17 protein-coding genes are annotated in these 17350 nt (G+C 59.1%); 4 read left to right on the forward strand and 13 right to left on the reverse strand.

Features of this window, described 5'->3' with window-relative positions:
- Positions 1–88: 88 nt before the first annotated feature.
- Positions 89–1276, forward strand: coding sequence for an MFS transporter TsgA (gene tsgA / locus ACLH1I_RS19910; protein ID WP_004202192.1), 1188 nt, complete (start codon positions 89–91; stop codon positions 1274–1276).
- Here tsgA and ACLH1I_RS19915 read toward each other — a convergent pair.
- Complete coding sequence (locus ACLH1I_RS19915) at positions 1273–2595, reverse strand: cytosine deaminase (protein WP_004202190.1); 1323 nt, start codon at positions 2593–2595, stop codon at positions 1273–1275. The two genes, tsgA and ACLH1I_RS19915, sit on opposite strands and share 4 nt — an antisense overlap.
- A gap of 238 nt (positions 2596–2833) precedes the next feature.
- On the opposite strand from ACLH1I_RS19915, the gene nirB reads away from it, so the two are divergent.
- From nirB to cysG, 3 genes are all read left to right on the forward strand, one after another.
- Positions 2834–5377 carry a nitrite reductase large subunit NirB gene (gene nirB / locus ACLH1I_RS19920; RefSeq protein WP_017899950.1) on the forward strand — a complete coding sequence of 848 codons (2544 nt, stop codon included), beginning with the start codon at positions 2834–2836 and terminating at the stop codon, positions 5375–5377.
- Positions 5374–5700 (forward strand): nitrite reductase small subunit NirD, encoded by a 327-nt coding sequence (nirD, locus tag ACLH1I_RS19925; protein ID WP_004202186.1) that lies wholly within the window; start codon positions 5374–5376, stop codon positions 5698–5700. The genes nirB and nirD overlap by 4 nt, the downstream gene beginning before the upstream one ends.
- A 153-nt stretch (positions 5701–5853) precedes the next feature.
- The gene (gene cysG, locus ACLH1I_RS19930; RefSeq protein WP_004202185.1) at positions 5854–7227 is read left to right on the forward strand and encodes a siroheme synthase CysG; all 1374 of its coding nucleotides are present in this window, start codon (positions 5854–5856) and stop codon (positions 7225–7227) included.
- Between the two features lie 74 nt (positions 7228–7301).
- Here cysG and trpS read toward each other — a convergent pair whose 3' ends face one another.
- The 12 genes from trpS to ACLH1I_RS19990 all read right to left on the reverse strand — a co-directional run bounded on the left by trpS (position 7302) and on the right by ACLH1I_RS19990 (position 17255).
- Positions 7302–8306 (reverse strand): tryptophan--tRNA ligase, encoded by a 1005-nt coding sequence (gene trpS / locus ACLH1I_RS19935; protein WP_002920253.1) that lies wholly within the window; start codon positions 8304–8306, stop codon positions 7302–7304.
- Positions 8299–9060, reverse strand: coding sequence for a phosphoglycolate phosphatase (gph, locus tag ACLH1I_RS19940; protein ID WP_151629253.1), 762 nt, complete (start codon positions 9058–9060; stop codon positions 8299–8301). The genes trpS and gph overlap by 8 nt, the downstream gene beginning before the upstream one ends.
- Positions 9053–9730 carry a ribulose-phosphate 3-epimerase gene (rpe, locus tag ACLH1I_RS19945; protein WP_004202179.1) on the reverse strand — a complete coding sequence of 226 codons (678 nt, stop codon included), beginning with the start codon at positions 9728–9730 and terminating at the stop codon, positions 9053–9055. The genes gph and rpe overlap by 8 nt, the downstream gene beginning before the upstream one ends.
- A gap of 17 nt (positions 9731–9747) precedes the next feature.
- On the reverse strand, positions 9748–10575 hold the full coding sequence (gene dam, locus ACLH1I_RS19950; protein ID WP_004202178.1) for an adenine-specific DNA-methyltransferase: 828 nt from the start codon (positions 10573–10575) through the stop codon (positions 9748–9750).
- 78 nt (positions 10576–10653) lie between these two features.
- On the reverse strand, positions 10654–11949 hold the full coding sequence (gene damX / locus ACLH1I_RS19955) for a cell division protein DamX (RefSeq protein ID WP_004202177.1): 1296 nt from the start codon (positions 11947–11949) through the stop codon (positions 10654–10656).
- A gap of 84 nt (positions 11950–12033) precedes the next feature.
- The gene (gene aroB, locus ACLH1I_RS19960; RefSeq protein WP_004202175.1) at positions 12034–13128 is read right to left on the reverse strand and encodes a 3-dehydroquinate synthase; all 1095 of its coding nucleotides are present in this window, start codon (positions 13126–13128) and stop codon (positions 12034–12036) included.
- A 55-nt stretch (positions 13129–13183) separates the two neighbouring features.
- Positions 13184–13705 carry a shikimate kinase AroK gene (aroK, locus tag ACLH1I_RS19965; RefSeq protein WP_002920267.1) on the reverse strand — a complete coding sequence of 174 codons (522 nt, stop codon included), beginning with the start codon at positions 13703–13705 and terminating at the stop codon, positions 13184–13186.
- Positions 13706–13975: 270 nt separating this feature from the next.
- Positions 13976–15214, reverse strand: a complete 1239-nt coding sequence (hofQ, locus tag ACLH1I_RS19970; RefSeq protein ID WP_048325904.1) for a DNA uptake porin HofQ — start codon at positions 15212–15214, stop codon at positions 13976–13978.
- Entirely contained in the window at positions 15153–15530 is a 378-nt protein-coding gene (locus tag ACLH1I_RS19975) for a HofP DNA utilization family protein (RefSeq protein ID WP_004202171.1), read from the reverse strand. The genes hofQ and ACLH1I_RS19975 overlap by 62 nt, the downstream gene beginning before the upstream one ends.
- Positions 15520–15948 carry a hypothetical protein gene (locus ACLH1I_RS19980; protein WP_048325905.1) on the reverse strand — a complete coding sequence of 143 codons (429 nt, stop codon included), beginning with the start codon at positions 15946–15948 and terminating at the stop codon, positions 15520–15522. The genes ACLH1I_RS19975 and ACLH1I_RS19980 overlap by 11 nt, the downstream gene beginning before the upstream one ends.
- Positions 15938–16471: a PilN domain-containing protein gene (locus tag ACLH1I_RS19985; RefSeq protein ID WP_048325907.1), complete on the reverse strand. Its 534-nt coding sequence runs from the start codon at positions 16469–16471 to the stop codon at positions 15938–15940. The genes ACLH1I_RS19980 and ACLH1I_RS19985 overlap by 11 nt, the downstream gene beginning before the upstream one ends.
- Positions 16455–17255 carry a hypothetical protein gene (locus ACLH1I_RS19990; protein WP_048325911.1) on the reverse strand — a complete coding sequence of 267 codons (801 nt, stop codon included), beginning with the start codon at positions 17253–17255 and terminating at the stop codon, positions 16455–16457. Before ACLH1I_RS19990 ends, ACLH1I_RS19985 begins: the two co-directional genes overlap by 17 nt.
- Positions 17256–17350 lie beyond the last annotated feature (95 nt).

A 17350-nucleotide genomic window follows, 5' to 3' on the forward strand; every position in this document is an offset into this window, starting at 1 on the left:
AAACATTTAATTACATCACCTGAACGACTAAAATCTGTCCGCCCGGCGCGGCGTCAACGCGCTTTACCTTTCTATTCACAGGCCAGTCATGACTAACAGCAACCGTATTAAGCTCACATGGATCAGCTTCTTCTCCTACGCCCTGACCGGCGCGTTGGTGATCGTCACCGGGATGGTGATGGGTAACATTGCGGATTATTTCCATCTGCCCGTTTCCAGTATGAGCAACACCTTTACCTTTCTGAACGCCGGTATTCTGATCTCCATCTTCCTCAATGCCTGGCTGATGGAGATCGTGCCGCTGAAAACTCAGCTGCGTTTTGGCTTTATTTTGATGGTGCTGGCGGTGGCCGGCCTGATGCTCAGCCACAGCCTGGCGCTGTTCTCCGCATCAATGTTCGTTCTCGGCCTGGTGAGCGGGATCACCATGTCGATCGGGACCTTCCTGATCACCCATATGTATGAAGGCCGTCAGCGCGGGGCGCGTCTGCTGTTTACCGACTCCTTCTTTAGCATGGCGGGAATGATTTTCCCGATGGTCGCCGCAGTCCTGCTGGCGCGCAGCATCGAGTGGTACTGGGTCTACGCCTGTATCGGTCTGGTGTATGTCGCTATTTTCGTCCTGACATTCGGCTGTGACTTCCCGGTACTCGGCAAAAAAGCGCAGAGCGAAAACAGCCAGCCGGTGGTGAAAGAGAAGTGGGGCATCGGCGTGCTGTTCCTCTCCGTCGCGGCGCTGTGCTATATTCTCGGTCAGCTGGGCTTTATCTCCTGGGTACCGGAATATGCCAAGAGCCTTGGCATGAGCCTCGGCGATGCCGGTAAGCTGGTGAGCGATTTCTGGATGTCCTACATGATCGGCATGTGGTCATTCAGCTTTATCCTGCGCTTCTTCGACCTGCAGCGCATCTTAACCGTCCTCGCCGGCCTCGCGACGGTGCTGATGTACCTGTTTATCAATGGTTCGCCGGAGCATATGCCGTGGTTTATTCTGACCCTGGGCTTCTTCTCCAGCGCCATCTACACCTCGATCATTACGCTCGGTTCGCAGCAAACTAAAGTCGCTTCACCAAAGCTGGTGAACTTTATCCTCACCTGCGGCACCATCGGCACCATGCTGACTTTCGTGGTCACCGGCCCGATTGTGGCGGCCAGCGGTCCGCTGGCCGCGCTGCACACCGCTAACGGCCTCTACGCCGTGGTGTTCGTGATGTGCTTTATCCTCGGCTTCGTCTCCCGTCACCGCCAGAACAACGCTCAGGCGGCCTCTCACTAAGCCTTCGGCCCCTTTGCGTCCGCAAGGGGGCTGTTTCTCATAAAAGAAAGCTCCTCGCCACCGCGGTCGGTCTGGATCCAGGTTTGCGCCAGTTGGGTGGTCGCAATCACCCTTCCCTCGCGAATTGACCAGCGCACCGGCACCTGGCAGCGTACCGCCTCAAAGCCATTCTCCGCCGGCAGAATGATTAGGTTAGCCGGATTGCCGCTGACGATGCCGTAATCCGTCAGGCCAAACGTGCGGGCGCTGTTGTCGGTGACAAGCTGCAGGCCGTCGTTAATTTGCTGGTAGCCCATCAGCTGGCAAACGTGGAGCCCCATATGCAGGACCTGCAGCATATTACCGGTCCCCAGCGGGTACCACGGGTCAAAGACATCATCATGACCAAAGCAAACGTTGATCCCCGCCGCCATCAGCTCCTTCACCCGGGTAATGCCTCGTCGCTTCGGGTAGTCGTCAAACCGGCCCTGCAGATGAATATTGACCAGCGGATTGGCGACAAAATTGATGCCGGAGAGCTTAAGCAGGCGGAACAAGCGCGAGGTATAAGCGCCATTATAGGAGTGCATGGCGGTGGTATGGCTGGCCGTCACCCGCGGCCCTATTCCCGCTTTTAACGCCAGCGCGGCAACGGTTTCCACAAAGCGCGACTGTTCGTCGTCAATTTCATCGCAGTGAATATCCAGCGGGCGGTCATATTTCCGCGCCAGCCGGAAAGCGATATGCAGCGATTCCACCCCATATTCACGGGTGAACTCAAAGTGCGGGATCGCCCCGACGACATCCGCCCCCAGCTTCAGGGCCTCTTCCAGCAGCGCCTCGCCGTTGGGGTAAGAGAGGATCCCCTCTTGCGGAAAAGCGACAATCTGCAGCTCGACCCATGGCGCCACCTCCTGTTTGACCTCCAGCATCGCCTTCAGCGCCGTCAACGTCGGATCGGAGACATCGACATGGGTACGGACAAACTGCACGCCATTGGCGATCTGCCACTTGAGGGTTTTCCACGCCCGGGCTTTAACGTCTTCATGGCTGAGCAGCGCTTTCCGCTCCGCCCAGCGCTCAATCCCCTCAAACAGAGTGCCGGACTGGTTCCAGTTTGGCTCGCCGGCCGTCTGGGTGGTATCCAGATGGATATGCGGCTCAATAAAAGGCGGGATCGCCAGCCCGCCGCGAGCGTTCAACACTTCGTAGCTTTCGTCCCGCGCCTCCCCCATCGGCGTGATCTCGCCAAAGCGCCCCTTATCTATCGCTATCTGCCACAGGCCGTCGCGGTCTGCCAGGCGTACGTTCTGAATCAACCAAAGCGGCGCTGCTGTCATATCAACCTCTCCATTCAATACGGCTTGTTTTCTACTCAACCCCAATCGCGACCCACCCAATTCTTGTACACAAAATCAGCAAAAAGGAAAAGCCAGCGTTTTCCACAACTTAGAAAAATACAGACAAATCAATTATATACCCATTAAGTGGTAGGTGAAGTTGTCATTGATTTGCATCAATAAGCCTGATGGCTGAATCGTTAAGGTAGGCGGTAATAGAAAAGAAATCGAGGCAAAAATGAGCAAAGTCAGAATCGCTATTATCGGTAACGGCATGGTTGGCCATCGCTTTATCGAAGAGCTTCTTGATAAGGCGCCTGCCGGACAATTCGACATTACCGTGTTCTGTGAAGAGCCGCGTATCGCCTACGACCGTGTCCACCTGTCGTCTTATTTCTCCCACCATACCGCAGAAGAGCTGTCGCTGGTCCGAGAAGGTTTCTATGAGAAACACGGCGTCAAGGTGCTGGTCGGCGAAAGGGCCATCACCATCAACCGCCAGGAGAAGGTGATCCACTCCAGCGCCGGGCGCACGGTGTTCTACGACAAGCTGATCATGGCGACCGGCTCATACCCCTGGATCCCGCCGATTAAAGGCGCGGAAACCCAGGATTGCTTCGTCTATCGCACCATTGAAGATCTCAACGCCATTGAATCCTGCGCCCGTCGCAGTAAACGCGGCGCGGTGGTCGGCGGCGGTCTGCTCGGCCTCGAAGCCGCAGGCGCGCTGAAAAACCTCGGCGTGGAAACCCATGTTATCGAGTTCGCGCCGATGCTGATGGCCGAGCAGCTCGACCAGATGGGCGGCGAGCAGCTGCGGCGCAAAATTGAAAGCATGGGCGTGAAAGTTCACACCAGTAAAAACACCAAAGAGATCGTTCAGCAGGGCATCGAGGCGCGCAAAACCATGCGCTTCGCCGACGGTAGCGAGCTGCAGGTCGATTTCATCGTCTTCTCTACCGGGATCCGCCCGCGCGATAAACTGGCCACCCAGTGCGGGCTGGCGGTTGCCCAGCGCGGCGGCATCATGGTCAACGATAGCTGCCAGACCTCCGACCCGGATATCTATGCCATCGGCGAATGCGCCAGCTGGAACAACCGCGTGTATGGCCTCGTCGCGCCGGGTTATAAAATGGCCCAGGTGGCCGTCGATCACCTCCTCGGCAGTGAAAACAGCTTCACCGGCGCCGACCTCAGCGCCAAGCTGAAGCTGCTGGGCGTGGACGTGGGCGGCATCGGCGATGCCCACGGCCGCACGCCGGGCGCCCGCAGCTACGTCTATCTTGACGAAAGCAAAGAAGTCTATAAGCGTCTGATCGTCAGCGCCGACAACAAAACCCTGCTCGGCGCGGTGCTGGTCGGCGACACCAGCGACTACGGTAACCTGCTGCAGCTGGTGCTCAACGCCATTGAGCTGCCGGAGAATCCGGATTCGCTGATCCTCCCGGCCCACGCCGGCAGCGGCAAACCGTCGATCGGCGTCGATAAACTGCCGGACAGCGCGCAAATCTGCTCCTGCTTTGACGTCAGCAAAGGCGACCTGATCGCCGCCATTAACAAAGGCTGCCATACCGTCGCGGCGCTGAAAGCGGAAACCAAGGCCGGTACCGGCTGCGGCGGCTGTATCCCGCTGGTCACCCAGGTGCTCAACGCCGAGCTGGCGAAACAGGGCATCGAGGTCAACAACAACCTGTGCGAACACTTCGCTTACTCCCGCCAGGAGCTGTTCCACCTGATCCGCGTGGAAGGCATCAAAACCTTCGACGAACTGCTGGCCAAACACGGCCAGGGCTACGGCTGTGAAGTTTGTAAACCAACCGTCGGCTCCCTGCTGGCCTCCTGCTGGAATGAGTACATCCTCAAGCCTCAGCACACGCCGCTGCAGGACACCAACGACAACTTCCTCGCCAACATCCAGAAAGATGGCACCTACTCGGTCATTCCGCGCTCCGCGGGCGGCGAAATCACCCCGGAAGGGCTGGTCGCCGTGGGCCGTATCGCTCGTGAATTCAATCTGTACACCAAAATCACCGGCTCCCAGCGCATCGGCCTGTTTGGCGCGCAGAAAGACGACCTGCCGGAGATCTGGCGGCAACTGATTGAAGCGGGCTTCGAAACCGGCCACGCCTACGCCAAAGCGCTGCGGATGGCGAAAACCTGCGTCGGCAGCACCTGGTGCCGCTACGGGGTCGGCGACAGCGTCGGCTTCGGCGTCGAACTGGAAAACCGCTACAAAGGCATCCGCACCCCGCACAAAATGAAGTTCGGCGTCTCCGGCTGTACCCGCGAATGCGCGGAAGCCCAGGGCAAAGACGTCGGGATCATCGCCACCGAGAAAGGCTGGAACCTGTACGTATGCGGTAACGGGGGGATGAAGCCGCGCCACGCCGATCTGCTGGCCGCGGACCTCGATCGCGAGACGCTGATTACGTATCTCGACCGCTTTATGATGTTCTACATCCGCACCGCCGATAAGCTGACCCGCACCGCGCCGTGGCTGGACAACATGGAAGGCGGGATCGACTATCTGCGCAGCGTGATCATCGATGACAAGCTCGGTCTGAACGACCATCTGGAAGAGGAGCTGGCTCGCCTGCGCGCCGCCTTCGCCTGCGAGTGGACCGAGACCGTCAATAACCCGGCGGCGCAGACTCGCTTCAAACACTTTATCAACAGCGACCAGCGCGACCCGAACGTTCAGGTGGTGCCGGAACGTGACCAGCATCGCCCGGCCACGCCGTATGAGCGTATCCCGGTTACTCTGGTGGAGGAAAAAGCATGAGCCAGTGGGTAAACATCTGCAAAATTGACGACATCCTGCCCGCCACCGGCGTCTGCGCCCTGCTCGGTCAGCAGCAGGTGGCGATCTTCCGTCCCTATCATGACGACAGGGTGTTCGCCATCAGCAACATTGATCCGTTCTTTAACGCCAGCGTACTGTCTCGCGGAATTATCGCCGAGCATGACGGCGCCCTGTGGGTTGCCAGCCCGCTGAAAAAACAGCGCTTCCGCCTGAGCGACGGCCTGTGTATGGAAGATGCCAGCCACTCTATCGCCCGTTTCGACGCCCGGGTAAAAGACGGCCACGTTCAGCTTAAAGCGTGAGTCCCGCTTCCTCCCCCCGGTCACGGGGGGAGATATAAGTAACACTTCTGACCGACAGCGCATGAGTGCGGGATATGTCGCATGTTTTGTATTACCTTTGCTGCTATTCTACGACCACTCACTTTCTATCCCTTATTTTTATGAGGTTATTCTGTGGATCACTTACCCATATTCTGCCAGTTACGCCAGCGAGATTGTTTACTGGTTGGCGGCGGGGATGTCGCCGAACGCAAGGCCCGTCTGCTGCTGGATGCTGGCGCAAACGTCACGGTCAATGCGCTCGACTTTACCCCTCAGTTTCAGGTGTGGGCCGATTCACAGATGCTGACCCTGGTGCAGGGGGAGTTTATCCCCTCGCTGCTGGACAACTGCTGGCTGGCCATCGCCGCTACCGATAATGAAACAGTGAACCAGCAGGTCAGCGACGCGGCCGAAGCACGGCGTATTTTCTGTAACGTGGTGGATGCCCCGCGCCAGGCCAGCTTTATCATGCCGTCGATCATCGACCGCTCGCCGCTGATGGTCGCCGTCTCCTCGGGCGGGACATCACCGGTGCTGGCGCGCCTGCTGCGCGAGAAGCTGGAGTCAATCTTACCCCTGCATCTTGGTCAGCTGGCCCGCTACGCCGGCCATCTGCGCGCTCGCGTCAAGCAGCAGTTTGCCACCGTAGGCGAACGCCGACGGTTCTGGGAGAAGCTGTTCGTTAACGACCGCCTGGCGCAGTCGCTGGCCAATGATGATCGGCAGGCGGTGGCGGATACCACCGAGCAACTGCTGACCGAGCCGTTAGAGCATCGCGGCGAGGTCGTCCTGGTTGGCGCCGGCCCCGGTGACGCCGGGCTGCTCACGCTCAAAGGTCTGCAGCAGATCCAGCAGGCCGACGTGGTGGTCTATGACCGACTGGTCTCCGACGACATCATGAATCTGGTGCGCCGCGATGCCGACCGGGTGTTCGTTGGCAAGCGCTCAGGCTATCACTGCGTGCCTCAGGAGGAGATCAACCAGATCCTGCTGCGCGAAGCGCAAAAAGGAAGACGCGTGGTCCGGCTGAAAGGCGGCGATCCCTTTATCTTTGGCCGCGGCGGAGAGGAGCTGGAGACCCTCTGCGAGGCGGGAATCCCCTTCTCGGTTGTGCCTGGCATCACCGCCGCCTCCGGCTGCTCCGCCTACTCGGGGATCCCGTTGACCCATCGCGATTTCGCCCAGGGCGTGCGCCTGGTCACCGGCCATCTGAAAACCGGCGGCGAGCTGGACTGGGCGAACCTGGCGGTGGAGAAGCAGACCCTGGTGTTCTACATGGGTCTGAACCAGGCGCCGGCGATCCGCGAGAAGCTTATCGCCCACGGCATGGCGGAAGATATGCCTGCCGCCATCGTCGAGAACGGCACCGCCGTGACGCAAAAAGTGGTCAGCGGCACCTTAGGACAGCTGGATATTCTGGCGCAGCAGATGGCCAGCCCGGCGCTGATCATTGTCGGCCGCGTGGTCGGCCTGCGGGATAAACTGAACTGGTTCTCGAACCACTAACCTTCGCCTCGCGGCGTGAACGACAGGCATAAAAAAGGGCGGGATAATCCCGCCCTGTTTAGCTGTTGCGTCGCTTACGGCTTGGCGACAAAGCCAATCGCTTCGTATACCGCTTTCAGGGTTTGAGAAGCCCGCGCGCTGGCCTTTTCTGCGCCGTCTTTCATCACCTGATTGAGAAACGCTTCGTCGTTACGGAAACGGTGATAGCGCTCCTGCAGGTCAATCAGCATGCCCGATACCGCTTCGGCGACTTCGCCTTTCAGGTGGCCATACATTTTGCCTTCGAAGTGCTGCTCCAGCTCAGGAATGGTTTTCCCGGTGACCGCGGAGAGGATATCCAGCAGGTTGGAGACGCCCGCTTTCTCTTTCAGGTCGTAGCGCACCACCGGCGGCTCGTCGGAATCGGTGACCGCACGTTTGATCTTCTTGACCACCGATTTCGGGTCTTCCAGCAGGCCGATGACGTTGTTGCGGTTGTCGTCGGACTTGGACATCTTTTTCGTCGGCTCCAGCAGCGACATCACGCGCGCGCCGGATTTAGGGATAAACGGCTCAGGCACTTTAAAAATATCGCCGTAGATGGCGTTAAAACGCTGGGCAATATCGCGACTCAGTTCAAGGTGCTGTTTCTGATCTTCGCCCACCGGAACCTGGTTGGTCTGGTACAGCAGGATGTCAGCGGCCATCAGTACCGGATAATCAAACAGACCGGCGTTGATGTTCTCCGCGTAGCGCGCGGACTTGTCTTTAAACTGGGTCATGCGGCTCAGTTCGCCGAAATAGGTGTAGCAGTTCAGCGCCCAGCCTAACTGGGCGTGTTCCGGCACGTGCGACTGAACGAAGATAGTACTTTTCTGCGGGTCGATGCCGCAGGCCAGATACAGCGCCAGGGTGTCCAGCGTCGCCTTACGCAGTTGCTGCGGATCCTGGCGCACGGTGATGGCGTGCTGGTCCACGATGCAATAGATGCAGTGGTAATCGTCCTGCATGTTTACCCACTGACGCAGCGCACCCATGTAGTTGCCAATGGTCAGTTCACCTGAGGGCTGTGCGCCACTAAAAACGATGGGCTTAGTCATGTTTCAATTCCTGAGTTTCACTGTGCGGTAACCCGAGAGCGGGTAAGAGTTCATTAAACTGGTCGAAGAGATAGTCCGGCTCGCTCAGCGCAAGCGGTTCGCCATAGTTATAACCGTAGGTCAGGCCAACTGAGCAGCAGCCAGCCGCTTTGGCCGCCTGAATATCATTACGTGAATCGCCGACGAACAGCAGCGCCTCCGGCGTCAGGCCGAGCTTTTGCGCTACCAGCAGCAGCGGTTCCGGATGCGGCTTTTTGTTCTGGACGTCATCGCCGCCGATCACCACGGTAAAATATTTCGCAATATCGAGCGCGTCCAGCAGCGGGGCGACGAACGGCGTCGGCTTATTGGTCACCAACGCCAGCGGCAGACCTTTGCCCTGCAGCGCGCCGAGCGTATCGGCCACTGCCGGAAACAGGAAACTGCCCTCTTCCGCCGCTTCGGCGTAATAGCGGTCAAACAGTTTACGCAAAATGCGCAGCTGTTCGTCTTGCGGAATATCATGATCGTCGACGGAAGGCTTGCCCATCGCCGCACGTAACGTGGCACGCTCCTGGCGAGCCCAGCTCAGCGCCCGCTCCATCAGGACATCGGCGCCGTTGCCGATCCAGGTTACGACGCGCTCTTCTCCCGCCACCGGCAGTTCCAGGGCGTAGAGGGCGTTATCAACGGCGGCGGTCAGACCCGGCGCGCTGTCCACCAGCGTGCCGTCGAGATCAAACGCGATGCCGCGGATCACCTGTAATTTATCCATGACTCACCTTCGCTAATTCACTACGCATTTGATCAATCACTTTCTTGTAGTCCGGCTGGCCGAAGATCGCCGAACCGGCAACGAACATATCCGCGCCCGCCGCGGCGATTTCGCCGATATTGCTCGCTTTCACCCCGCCATCCACTTCCAGACGGATGTCGTAGCCGGACGCATCGATGCGCTGGCGCACTTCACGTAGTTTATCCAGCGTCTGGGGAATAAAGGACTGGCCGCCAAAGCCCGGGTTAACCGACATCAGCAGGATCACGTCCAGTTTATCCATCACATAATCGAGATAGCTCAGCGGCGTCGCGGGGTTAAACACCAGGCCCGCTTTACAGCCATGCTCTTTGATAAGCTGCAGGCTGCGGTCGACGTGTTCGGAGGCTTCCGGGTGGAAGGTGATGATGCTGGCGCCAGCTTCGGCAAAATCAGGAATGATGCGGTCGACCGGCTTCACCATCAGGTGGACGTCGATCGGCGCGGTAATACCGTAGTTACGCAGCGACTTCAGCACCATCGGGCCAATCGTCAGGTTCGGCACGTAGTGGTTGTCCATGACGTCGAAGTGCACGACATCCGCACCCGCCGCCAGCGCCTTCGCGGTATCCTCACCCAGACGGGCAAAATCAGCCGACAGAATCGAAGGGGCAATCAAATACTGCTTCATCCGCATCTCCTTGAAATTTATTTGGTCTTAGGCGGACGGTAGAGCGCTAAGAGCTCGTCCACCTTTTTACGCGTACCACCGTTGCTGCTGATGCTGCGCCGAACCTTCACAATATGCGTTTCTGCCGCGTTTTTATACCACTCCTGCGTCAACGGCGTGCGGTGGTTGGAAATCAGCACCGGGATCCGTTTCTTCATCAGCGACTCCGCCTTTTGCGCCAGCAGCACCTGTTGCTCCAGGTTGAAGCTGTTGGTGTGGTAGGCGGTAAAGTTCGCCGTCGCCGTCAACGGCGCATAGGGCGGATCGCAATACACCACCGTGCGGCTATCCGCACGCTGCATGCACTCTTCATAAGATTCGCAGTAAAACTCAGCGTTTTGCGCCTTGTCGGCAAAATGATAGAGCTCAGCCTCGGGGAAATAGGGCTTCTTATAGCGGCCAAACGGCACATTGAACTCGCCGCGCAAATTGTAGCGACACAGGCCGTTGTAACCGTGACGGTTCAGATACAGGAACAGCACCGCGCGACGCAGCGGGTCCTGGCTCTGATTGAACTCATCACGGTACTGGTAGTAGCGCTCAGCGACGTTATTTTCCGGGGTAAACATCTCGCGGGCGGCAGCGACGTACTCGTCGGTGCGCAATTTGACGATGTTGTACAGGCCGATTAAATCACTGTTGATATCCGCGAGGATATAACGAGAAAAGTCGGTATTGAGAAATACCGACCCGGCGCCCACAAAGGGCTCGATTAAGCACTCACCTTCCGGCAAATGCTTTTTAATATCGTCAAGCAGGGGGTACTTCCCCCCTGCCCACTTTAGAAAAGCGCGATTCTTTTTCATGCTGCCTAACTAATTACACGTTCTCCGGCTGTGGAGAAAGCTCCGACAGCATCCTGCGCTTAAGACTACCCCACGGCATTATTTCAGATCAGCCTGAACCTGATGCAGTGGTTTTGCCCATGGATTTTTCGCCTGCACGTCCGGCGGCAGCGAGGTGACCGCGCGTTTCGCTTCATCTTTCGATGAATAGATACCGCTCACCAGCACGTACCACGGTTGGCCGTTACGCGATGTTTCATAGACAACATATCTGTCCAGCTTCTCTTTCTTCGCCCAGTTGTTCAGGTTTTCATAGTTAGAGGAGCTGCTGAGCTGCAGGGTATAGTTACCCGACGGCGCAGATTTCATCGAGCTGACGTCGCCTGCCGTTTTACCGCTCTTCGCCGCCGGCGCTGCCGCGGCCGCCGTTGCGGCTGGCGCAGCAGTGGTGGTGGTTGCTGGTGCTGCAGGTTTACTCTGCGCGGTGGCTACCGGTTTGCTTTCCGCGACGGTCGTTTTCGCCGGGGCAGTGGTCGCCGCGCTTTCAACATGCTTCGGCTGAACCGGCTTCGTTTCTACCGGCGCTTTTGCCACCGCCTGTGGTTTCGGCTGCGGCTTCGCTTCGATGACGGTGTGCTTACGCTCAGCAGGACGCGGCGTTGCCGCCGTCTGACGTTCGGTCGTCTGGCGCGGCGCCGCGGTGCCACTGGCGCCATTACGGATCGGCGCGACGGTTGCCGGTTCAGTTGGCAGCGTCGAGTTAGCTACGGCGCCGTCCAGCTGGCCCTGCTGCTGGGTCAACGCATTATTCAGATCGCCCTGAACTTCAACGCGCTGCTGGCCCTGCGGCTCTGCCGCGGCCTGGCCCTGGGTCGGGTTCGCGGCAATAGGCGGTACCGTGACGTCCTGCTGGGTGGTAGTATTGGCGGCAGTCTGATCCTGGCCGGCAGCTGGCGTGCTGGTGGACTGGTCGTCAGACAGATTAATGCTCTTCTCGCCGGAAGCGGTCTGCTGGCTGGAAGAAGATGGCGATTTCAGCGCGGAACCGATACCCACGATTAACAGCAACAGTACCAGAATGCCCACGCCCATCATGATGTACTGGCGGGAAGCGGGTTTCGCCGGCGCTTTTTTACGCTTACGCGGACGACGCTCTACAGGCTGCTCTTCGAGCATCTCCTCATCTTCCGCATCCAGTTCTTCTTCGAATTCTTCCTCTTCACGCTCACGACGGGCCTTGCCGGCGCGCGTCGGACGGCCTTCATCGGCATCAAGATCGACATCGTCAAAATTGATCTGCGGATCGGCATCACGCTCGGAAGACTGACGGGAACGACCAGCACGACGATCGTTGCGATCGGCTTTCATATCGTCTTCTGGTTTGAAATCATCCATTTAACACCCCACTAAAAGGCTTATGCTCACGATTATTGCACATCACCCGAAATGATAACGCCGCGCGAACGCGGCCAGACCTTCTTATTGTTGCGCCTGCTGAGTGTCAGCAATCGCGCCAAGAACCACATCGTGCGGCACTCCGCCGCGCAGCTCGCTGCTTCCTATTGCGAGCGGGAGCACCAGCCGCATTTCGCCAGCCAGTACTTTCTTATCGCGCATCATATGGGGCAAATACGCCTGCGCACGCATTTCCTGCGGGCCGCGTACCGGTAAGCCTGCACGCTTGAGCAGATCGATAAGGCGCTGAGTATCCTGCGCGCGGAACTGCCCCAGCCGTTCGGACGTATGCGCCGCCATCACCATACCTGCCGCCACCGCTTCGCCGTGCAGCCAGTTACCGTAGCCCATTTCCGCTTCGATAGCATGGCCGAAGGTATGTCCAAGATTGAGTAAAGCACGTAACCCGGTTTCACGCTCGTCGGCAGCCACAACTTCCGCTTTCAGCTCACAGCAGCGGCGAATGCAGTACGCCATGGCCTTTTCATCCAACGCCAGCAAGGCATCAATGTTGTTTTCCAGCCAGCTGAAGAAGGCGCCGTCGAGGATCACCCCATACTTGATGACCTCAGCCAGTCCGGAAGCGAGTTCGCGCTTCGGCAGCGTCTTCAGACAGTTAAGATCAACCACCACGGAAACCGGCTGCCAGAAGGCGCCAATCATGTTTTTGCCGAGAGGGTGGTTCACTGCGGTTTTGCCGCCGACCGACGAGTCGACCTGCGACAGCAGGGTGGTAGGGACCTGGATAAAACGCACGCCGCGCTGATAGCTTGCCGCGGCGAAACCGGTTAAATCACCGATAACACCGCCGCCGAGCGCCACCAGCGTGGTGTCGCGGCCATGGGGTTTTTGCAACAGCGCGGTAAATACGGTATCCATCACCGCCAGGCTTTTATACTGCTCGCCGTCGGGCAGGACTACGCTGTCAACGTTGACCCCTGCCTGCTCAAGCGCAGAGCGGACGGTATCCAGATAAAGCGGCGCCAGCGTTTCGTTGGTGACCAGCATAGCCTGGTCGCCCGACTTAAGTGGCAGGAAGGAAGCTGGATCGTTGAACAAACCAGCCGCGATGGTAATCGGGTAACTACGTTCCCCGAGGGTAACAGTAAGCCTCTCCATAACGCGACATCCACCTCAGTGACTTTTACTCTGACGCACTTTTATTAAGCCAGAATCAGTTGCTTTCCAGCATATGAATAATCTGGTTCGCGACGACTTTCGCACTCTGATCGTCTGTGCGGATAGTCACATCGGCGATCTCTTCATACAGCGGGTTACGCTCGTCAGCCAGCGCTTCCAGTACTTCACGAGGCGGCGCATCGACTTGTAGCAAAGGACGCTTTTTATCGCGCTGCGTACGGGCCAACTGCTTCTCGATCGTTGTTTCCAGGTAGACCACCACGCCGCGGGCGGAGAGACGGTTACGCGTTTCACGGGATTTTACAGAGCCGCCGCCAGTCGCCAGCACAATTCCCTGTTTTTCCGTCAACTCATTGATAATTTTTTCTTCACGGTCGCGGAAGCCTTCTTCGCCTTCAACATCGAAGACCCAGCCCACATCAGCGCCAGTGCGTTTCTCAATCTCTTGATCGGAATCGTAAAATTCCATGTTGAGCTGTTGGGCTAACTGGCGCCCAATAGTGCTTTTGCCGGCACCCATAGGCCCAACCAGAAAGATATTGCGTTTCTCTGCCATTTTTTCGGTACTACTAAGACTATTCGTTAATGATAAACCCGCTTCGCAGACACCCAGCGCCGCAGGGCATGAACTGAAACCTCATATGCAATAGAGCGAGAGTCAGACTAAAAATTATCTCAATACTCCGGCTGGTTTGGCAACTGAATAAAATCGCCGGACAATAAAGGGAGGATTGATGTCGTACCCGACTCTCAAATCGGTACCCCTTGTATGCTAATTCCGTCCTCACGTCAAACACCTGAAACGTGTTTAGCATGAAAAACCTGCTTAACGTACTGCCAGAATCCGTGGCGTAATAAAGACAACCAGTTCACGGCGTTCATTATCTTTCCCGTCGCGGCGAAACAGACGCCCCAGCACCGGGATATCGCCAAGCAGCGGGACGCTGTCGCGGGCGGTTTTGTTTTTCTGCGAAAAGATGCCGCCCAACGCCAGGGTCTCGCCGCTGCGGACTTCCACCAGGGTCTCGATCTCCTGTTTATCAATGGCCAGCGCCTCGCCGTTATCCTGCTTCAGCACCTGGCCTGGCGTGTTCTCGCTTATTCGCAGCTTCAACCGCACTCTCCCCTGCTGCAGCACCGTCGGCGTCACCTCCATGCCCAGCACCGCCTCTTTAAACTCCACCGACGTGGCGCCGCTTTCACCGCTGGAGACCTGATAGGGGATCTCGCTCCCCTGCTTGATGCTGGCGGGCTGCATATGAGAGGCGAGCAAACGAGGACTGGCGATAATCTCGACCTGCTGCTTGCGCTCCAGCGCGGAAAGCTCCAGCTCAAGCAAGCGCCCGTTAATTTTGCCGATGTTAAAGCCTGCGCGGGTGCTGGCGTCGTTGACTGACAGATCGCTGCTTAGGGTGGTGATGCGCCCGGATCCCGGCGTGCTTTCAGCCTCCGCCAGCCGCCATTTCACCCCCAGTTCACGCAGGCTGGTTTCGCTCATTGACACAATATGGGCGGCCAGCTCCACCTGTCCGACCGGCAGATCCATCTCCTGCGCCCAGGCCTTCAGCGCCGGTAGATGGCGGTCATCATCGCGGATCAGCAGCCGATTGGTCCGCTTGTCCGCCATCAGGTTTCCCCGGGCGCTAAGCAACTTACCGCCGCTTTTAGCCAGCTCCTCGGCATCGGCATAGTGCAGGGTCACGCTCTCCGCCCGCAGCGGCAGATTCTGCAGACGTTTCGCCTGTTCCGCTTCGCGCTGCGCCAGGTTGGCCTTTTGCCAGGCCTGCGTATGTGCGTAGATGACCTTCCCCTGCTGTTGCAAAGAGAGGCCTGCGCTATCCGCCACTGCCCGCAGCGCCTGGGTCCAGGGAACCTTCTGCAGGCGCAGGGAGAGCGTGCCGCTGACGTCCGGTGCGACAACGAGATTCTTCTGGTTCATTTCGGCCAGGGCTTGCAGCACTTGGGCCACTGGCGCGTCGTCAACGACCAGCGAAACCGGCTTATCATTTCGCGCGGCGACCACCGCCAGCGGTAGCAGCAAAAGCAGGCTTATCCATCGCATCATCTTGTTTTCCTTTACGTTGCCAGCGCCACGCTGGCGGTTCACATCCCGGAGGCGTGACGATGTCCAGTTCACTGTCCGTCAGCCGGTTCACCCGCCAGCCCGTGGGCAATTGCTCATCCAGGCGCACCCGTCGCCACGTGCCGCTTCCGTCCTGCAAAAAACCCATCCAGCCTGCACCATCGCCGGCCGCGCCGCCATAACGCCATTGCGACAGCTGCGCCGCGCGGCAGGGATCCTCAACCGGCTGAAAAGGATCGCGCTCGGCCGCCAGCAGCGACAGCGGCAACCACAGCAAAACCCAGCATTTACCAACCATCTTCCGCCTCCAGCTGCAGCCGCATGCGCAGCGCCTGCCCCTCGCGCTCCAGCGAGAACGAACGCGGGTTCATCCCGCTGCGCGCCAGCCATGAAAACAGAGCGGGTACCGTCGGCCAGGAGAGAGCCAGCTCCATCTCGCCGCCGCTCCCCTGCGGATGCCAGGCGATTAGCTTCGCCCCGGCGAGCGGAATGGCTATGGGCGAGAACGGCTGCTTGTCGATGCGCTCCCCGGATCTTTCACCGTCAGGGATGCGCAGCGCCATGATCCGCCGCCACTGCGTTTGCAGAGCGCCATCGCGGGACAGCGCCGCCAGCGTCGGCCGGGCATCGCGCCAAAGCGCCACGCCGCCCCCCGTCAGCCCCATCGCGAGCAGGATCAGCAGCCCCGCCCGGGTGCGCAGGGTATTAATCCTCATCGGCGCGCGCTCCCGACAGGGTGAAACTGAACCGCCAGCGCCCCTCGGCGTCGCGCTGCGTTCCGCCGGCTTTAGCCGGCGCGAATCCCGTGACGCTGGCCAGAGAAGCCTCCACTCCAGCCAGCGCCTGCAGGTTGAGGGCCAGGCCATCCAGCGTCAGGCGCGCCCCCTGGTACTCCAGCCGCGTCAGCCATGCCTGAGCAGGCAGGTCCGCCGCGAGCGCCATTAGTCGGGGTTGCCAGGCGGCGATCGTCGATCTGCGCTGGTGCTGCTCGCGCTGGCGTTGATGCTGCTGCCACGCTTCGCGCATCGCCTGTTCACGTTGTTTGAGCGAGGCGAGCAGCGCTGCGTCGGCCGTTGCGTGGAGCCTCGCCAGGGCGTCGCGCTGTAGACCAGCCGTTCGCCCCACCTGCAGGGTCATCCCCGCCAGCAGCACGATACCGATGGCTAACAACAGGGTGTAGCGCAGGCGCTGGCGGCGACGCAGGTCACGCCAGGGGAGAAGATTAACGACATGCGTCATGGCGCCCGCCCCCCAGCGCCAGCCCAAGGGCAATGGCGTAGCGATCGCCATCGGCTGGCAGCGGAGGCTGTCGGCGGTGAACCACCTGCCAGACATCAAAACGACTGGCCTCGTCACCCGCGTCAGCGCACAAGCGCAGAGGAACCTGAAGCTGCCCCGCCAGCTGGCTCAAGGACACTATCGCATCGCAAGCGTCACAGCCCCAGGCCTCATGGGTCGCCCATAGCCAGTGCTTTTCATCCCGCCACGCCAGGCCTTGCTCTGCTGCCGTCACCCAGGGGAAAAAAGCGCCGAGCGCGCTGGCATCCGGTACGATGGCAGCTACCCGCAGCCGCAGCCGCCCTGCCAGCTCCCGCAGAACATTGATATCCAGCCGCTGCGCCGCCGTAACCTGCCAGCTGTCATTTCGCGAGGTGGGCGCATAATCAATACAGAGAGAGGAGGCGGGCATCGCCAGCTGCTGGGTCATGGCGCTGGCTATCCACGTCGCCTGTTCCCGCTCTCGCAGGGCGAACTGGGGATAAGGCACGCGTTTTTGCAGCGTGCGAGCCGCGGGAAAGGCGATATTGATCTGATGCTGTACCGGTAGCTCCCGCCGCCAGGCTGCCAGCCGTGAGCCGAGGGCGCTGACGTCCGCCACCATCCCCTGCCGCACCAGGCCTGGCGGCAGCGGAATGCGCCACCAGCGGCGCAGCGCCCAGTGTGAGCGCTCAAACAGTAGCGCGACAATGGCAATGCTATCTTGTTGGATATGCATTCCGATCCGCCAGTTTCTGAAAGCCATGCTTACGATCTCCTTATCCGGCAAAACTGTCCGGCTATATCAATGCACCTGGCTTGCCTTTATACTACCGCGCGTTTGTTTATAAACTGCCCAAA

This window comes from Klebsiella sp. 1SOBk10mer, from assembly GCF_046602535.1.
Classification (GTDB): domain Bacteria; phylum Pseudomonadota; class Gammaproteobacteria; order Enterobacterales; family Enterobacteriaceae; genus Klebsiella; species Klebsiella quasipneumoniae.

Excerpts from the sequence above, each read along its gene's own strand:
- tsgA (WP_004202192.1), top strand. The coding sequence starts at position 89 with ATGACTAACAGCAACCGTATTAAGCTCACATGGATCAGCTTCTTCTCC.
- ACLH1I_RS19915 (WP_004202190.1), bottom strand. The coding sequence starts at position 2,595 with ATGACAGCAGCGCCGCTTTGGTTGATTCAGAACGTACGCCTGGCAGAC.
- nirB (WP_017899950.1), top strand. The coding sequence starts at position 2,834 with ATGAGCAAAGTCAGAATCGCTATTATCGGTAACGGCATGGTTGGCCAT.
- nirD (WP_004202186.1), top strand. The coding sequence starts at position 5,374 with ATGAGCCAGTGGGTAAACATCTGCAAAATTGACGACATCCTGCCCGCC.
- trpS (WP_002920253.1), bottom strand. The coding sequence starts at position 8,306 with ATGACTAAGCCCATCGTTTTTAGTGGCGCACAGCCCTCAGGTGAACTG.
- gph (WP_151629253.1), bottom strand. The coding sequence starts at position 9,060 with ATGGATAAATTACAGGTGATCCGCGGCATCGCGTTTGATCTCGACGGC.
- rpe (WP_004202179.1), bottom strand. The coding sequence starts at position 9,730 with ATGAAGCAGTATTTGATTGCCCCTTCGATTCTGTCGGCTGATTTTGCC.
- dam (WP_004202178.1), bottom strand. The coding sequence starts at position 10,575 with ATGAAAAAGAATCGCGCTTTTCTAAAGTGGGCAGGGGGGAAGTACCCC.
- damX (WP_004202177.1), bottom strand. The coding sequence starts at position 11,949 with ATGGATGATTTCAAACCAGAAGACGATATGAAAGCCGATCGCAACGAT.
- aroB (WP_004202175.1), bottom strand. The coding sequence starts at position 13,128 with ATGGAGAGGCTTACTGTTACCCTCGGGGAACGTAGTTACCCGATTACC.
- aroK (WP_002920267.1), bottom strand. The coding sequence starts at position 13,705 with ATGGCAGAGAAACGCAATATCTTTCTGGTTGGGCCTATGGGTGCCGGC.
- hofQ (WP_048325904.1), bottom strand. The coding sequence starts at position 15,214 with ATGATGCGATGGATAAGCCTGCTTTTGCTGCTACCGCTGGCGGTGGTC.
- ACLH1I_RS19975 (WP_004202171.1), bottom strand. The coding sequence starts at position 15,530 with ATGGTTGGTAAATGCTGGGTTTTGCTGTGGTTGCCGCTGTCGCTGCTG.
- ACLH1I_RS19980 (WP_048325905.1), bottom strand. The coding sequence starts at position 15,948 with ATGAGGATTAATACCCTGCGCACCCGGGCGGGGCTGCTGATCCTGCTC.
- ACLH1I_RS19985 (WP_048325907.1), bottom strand. The coding sequence starts at position 16,471 with ATGACGCATGTCGTTAATCTTCTCCCCTGGCGTGACCTGCGTCGCCGC.
- ACLH1I_RS19990 (WP_048325911.1), bottom strand. The coding sequence starts at position 17,255 with ATGGCTTTCAGAAACTGGCGGATCGGAATGCATATCCAACAAGATAGC.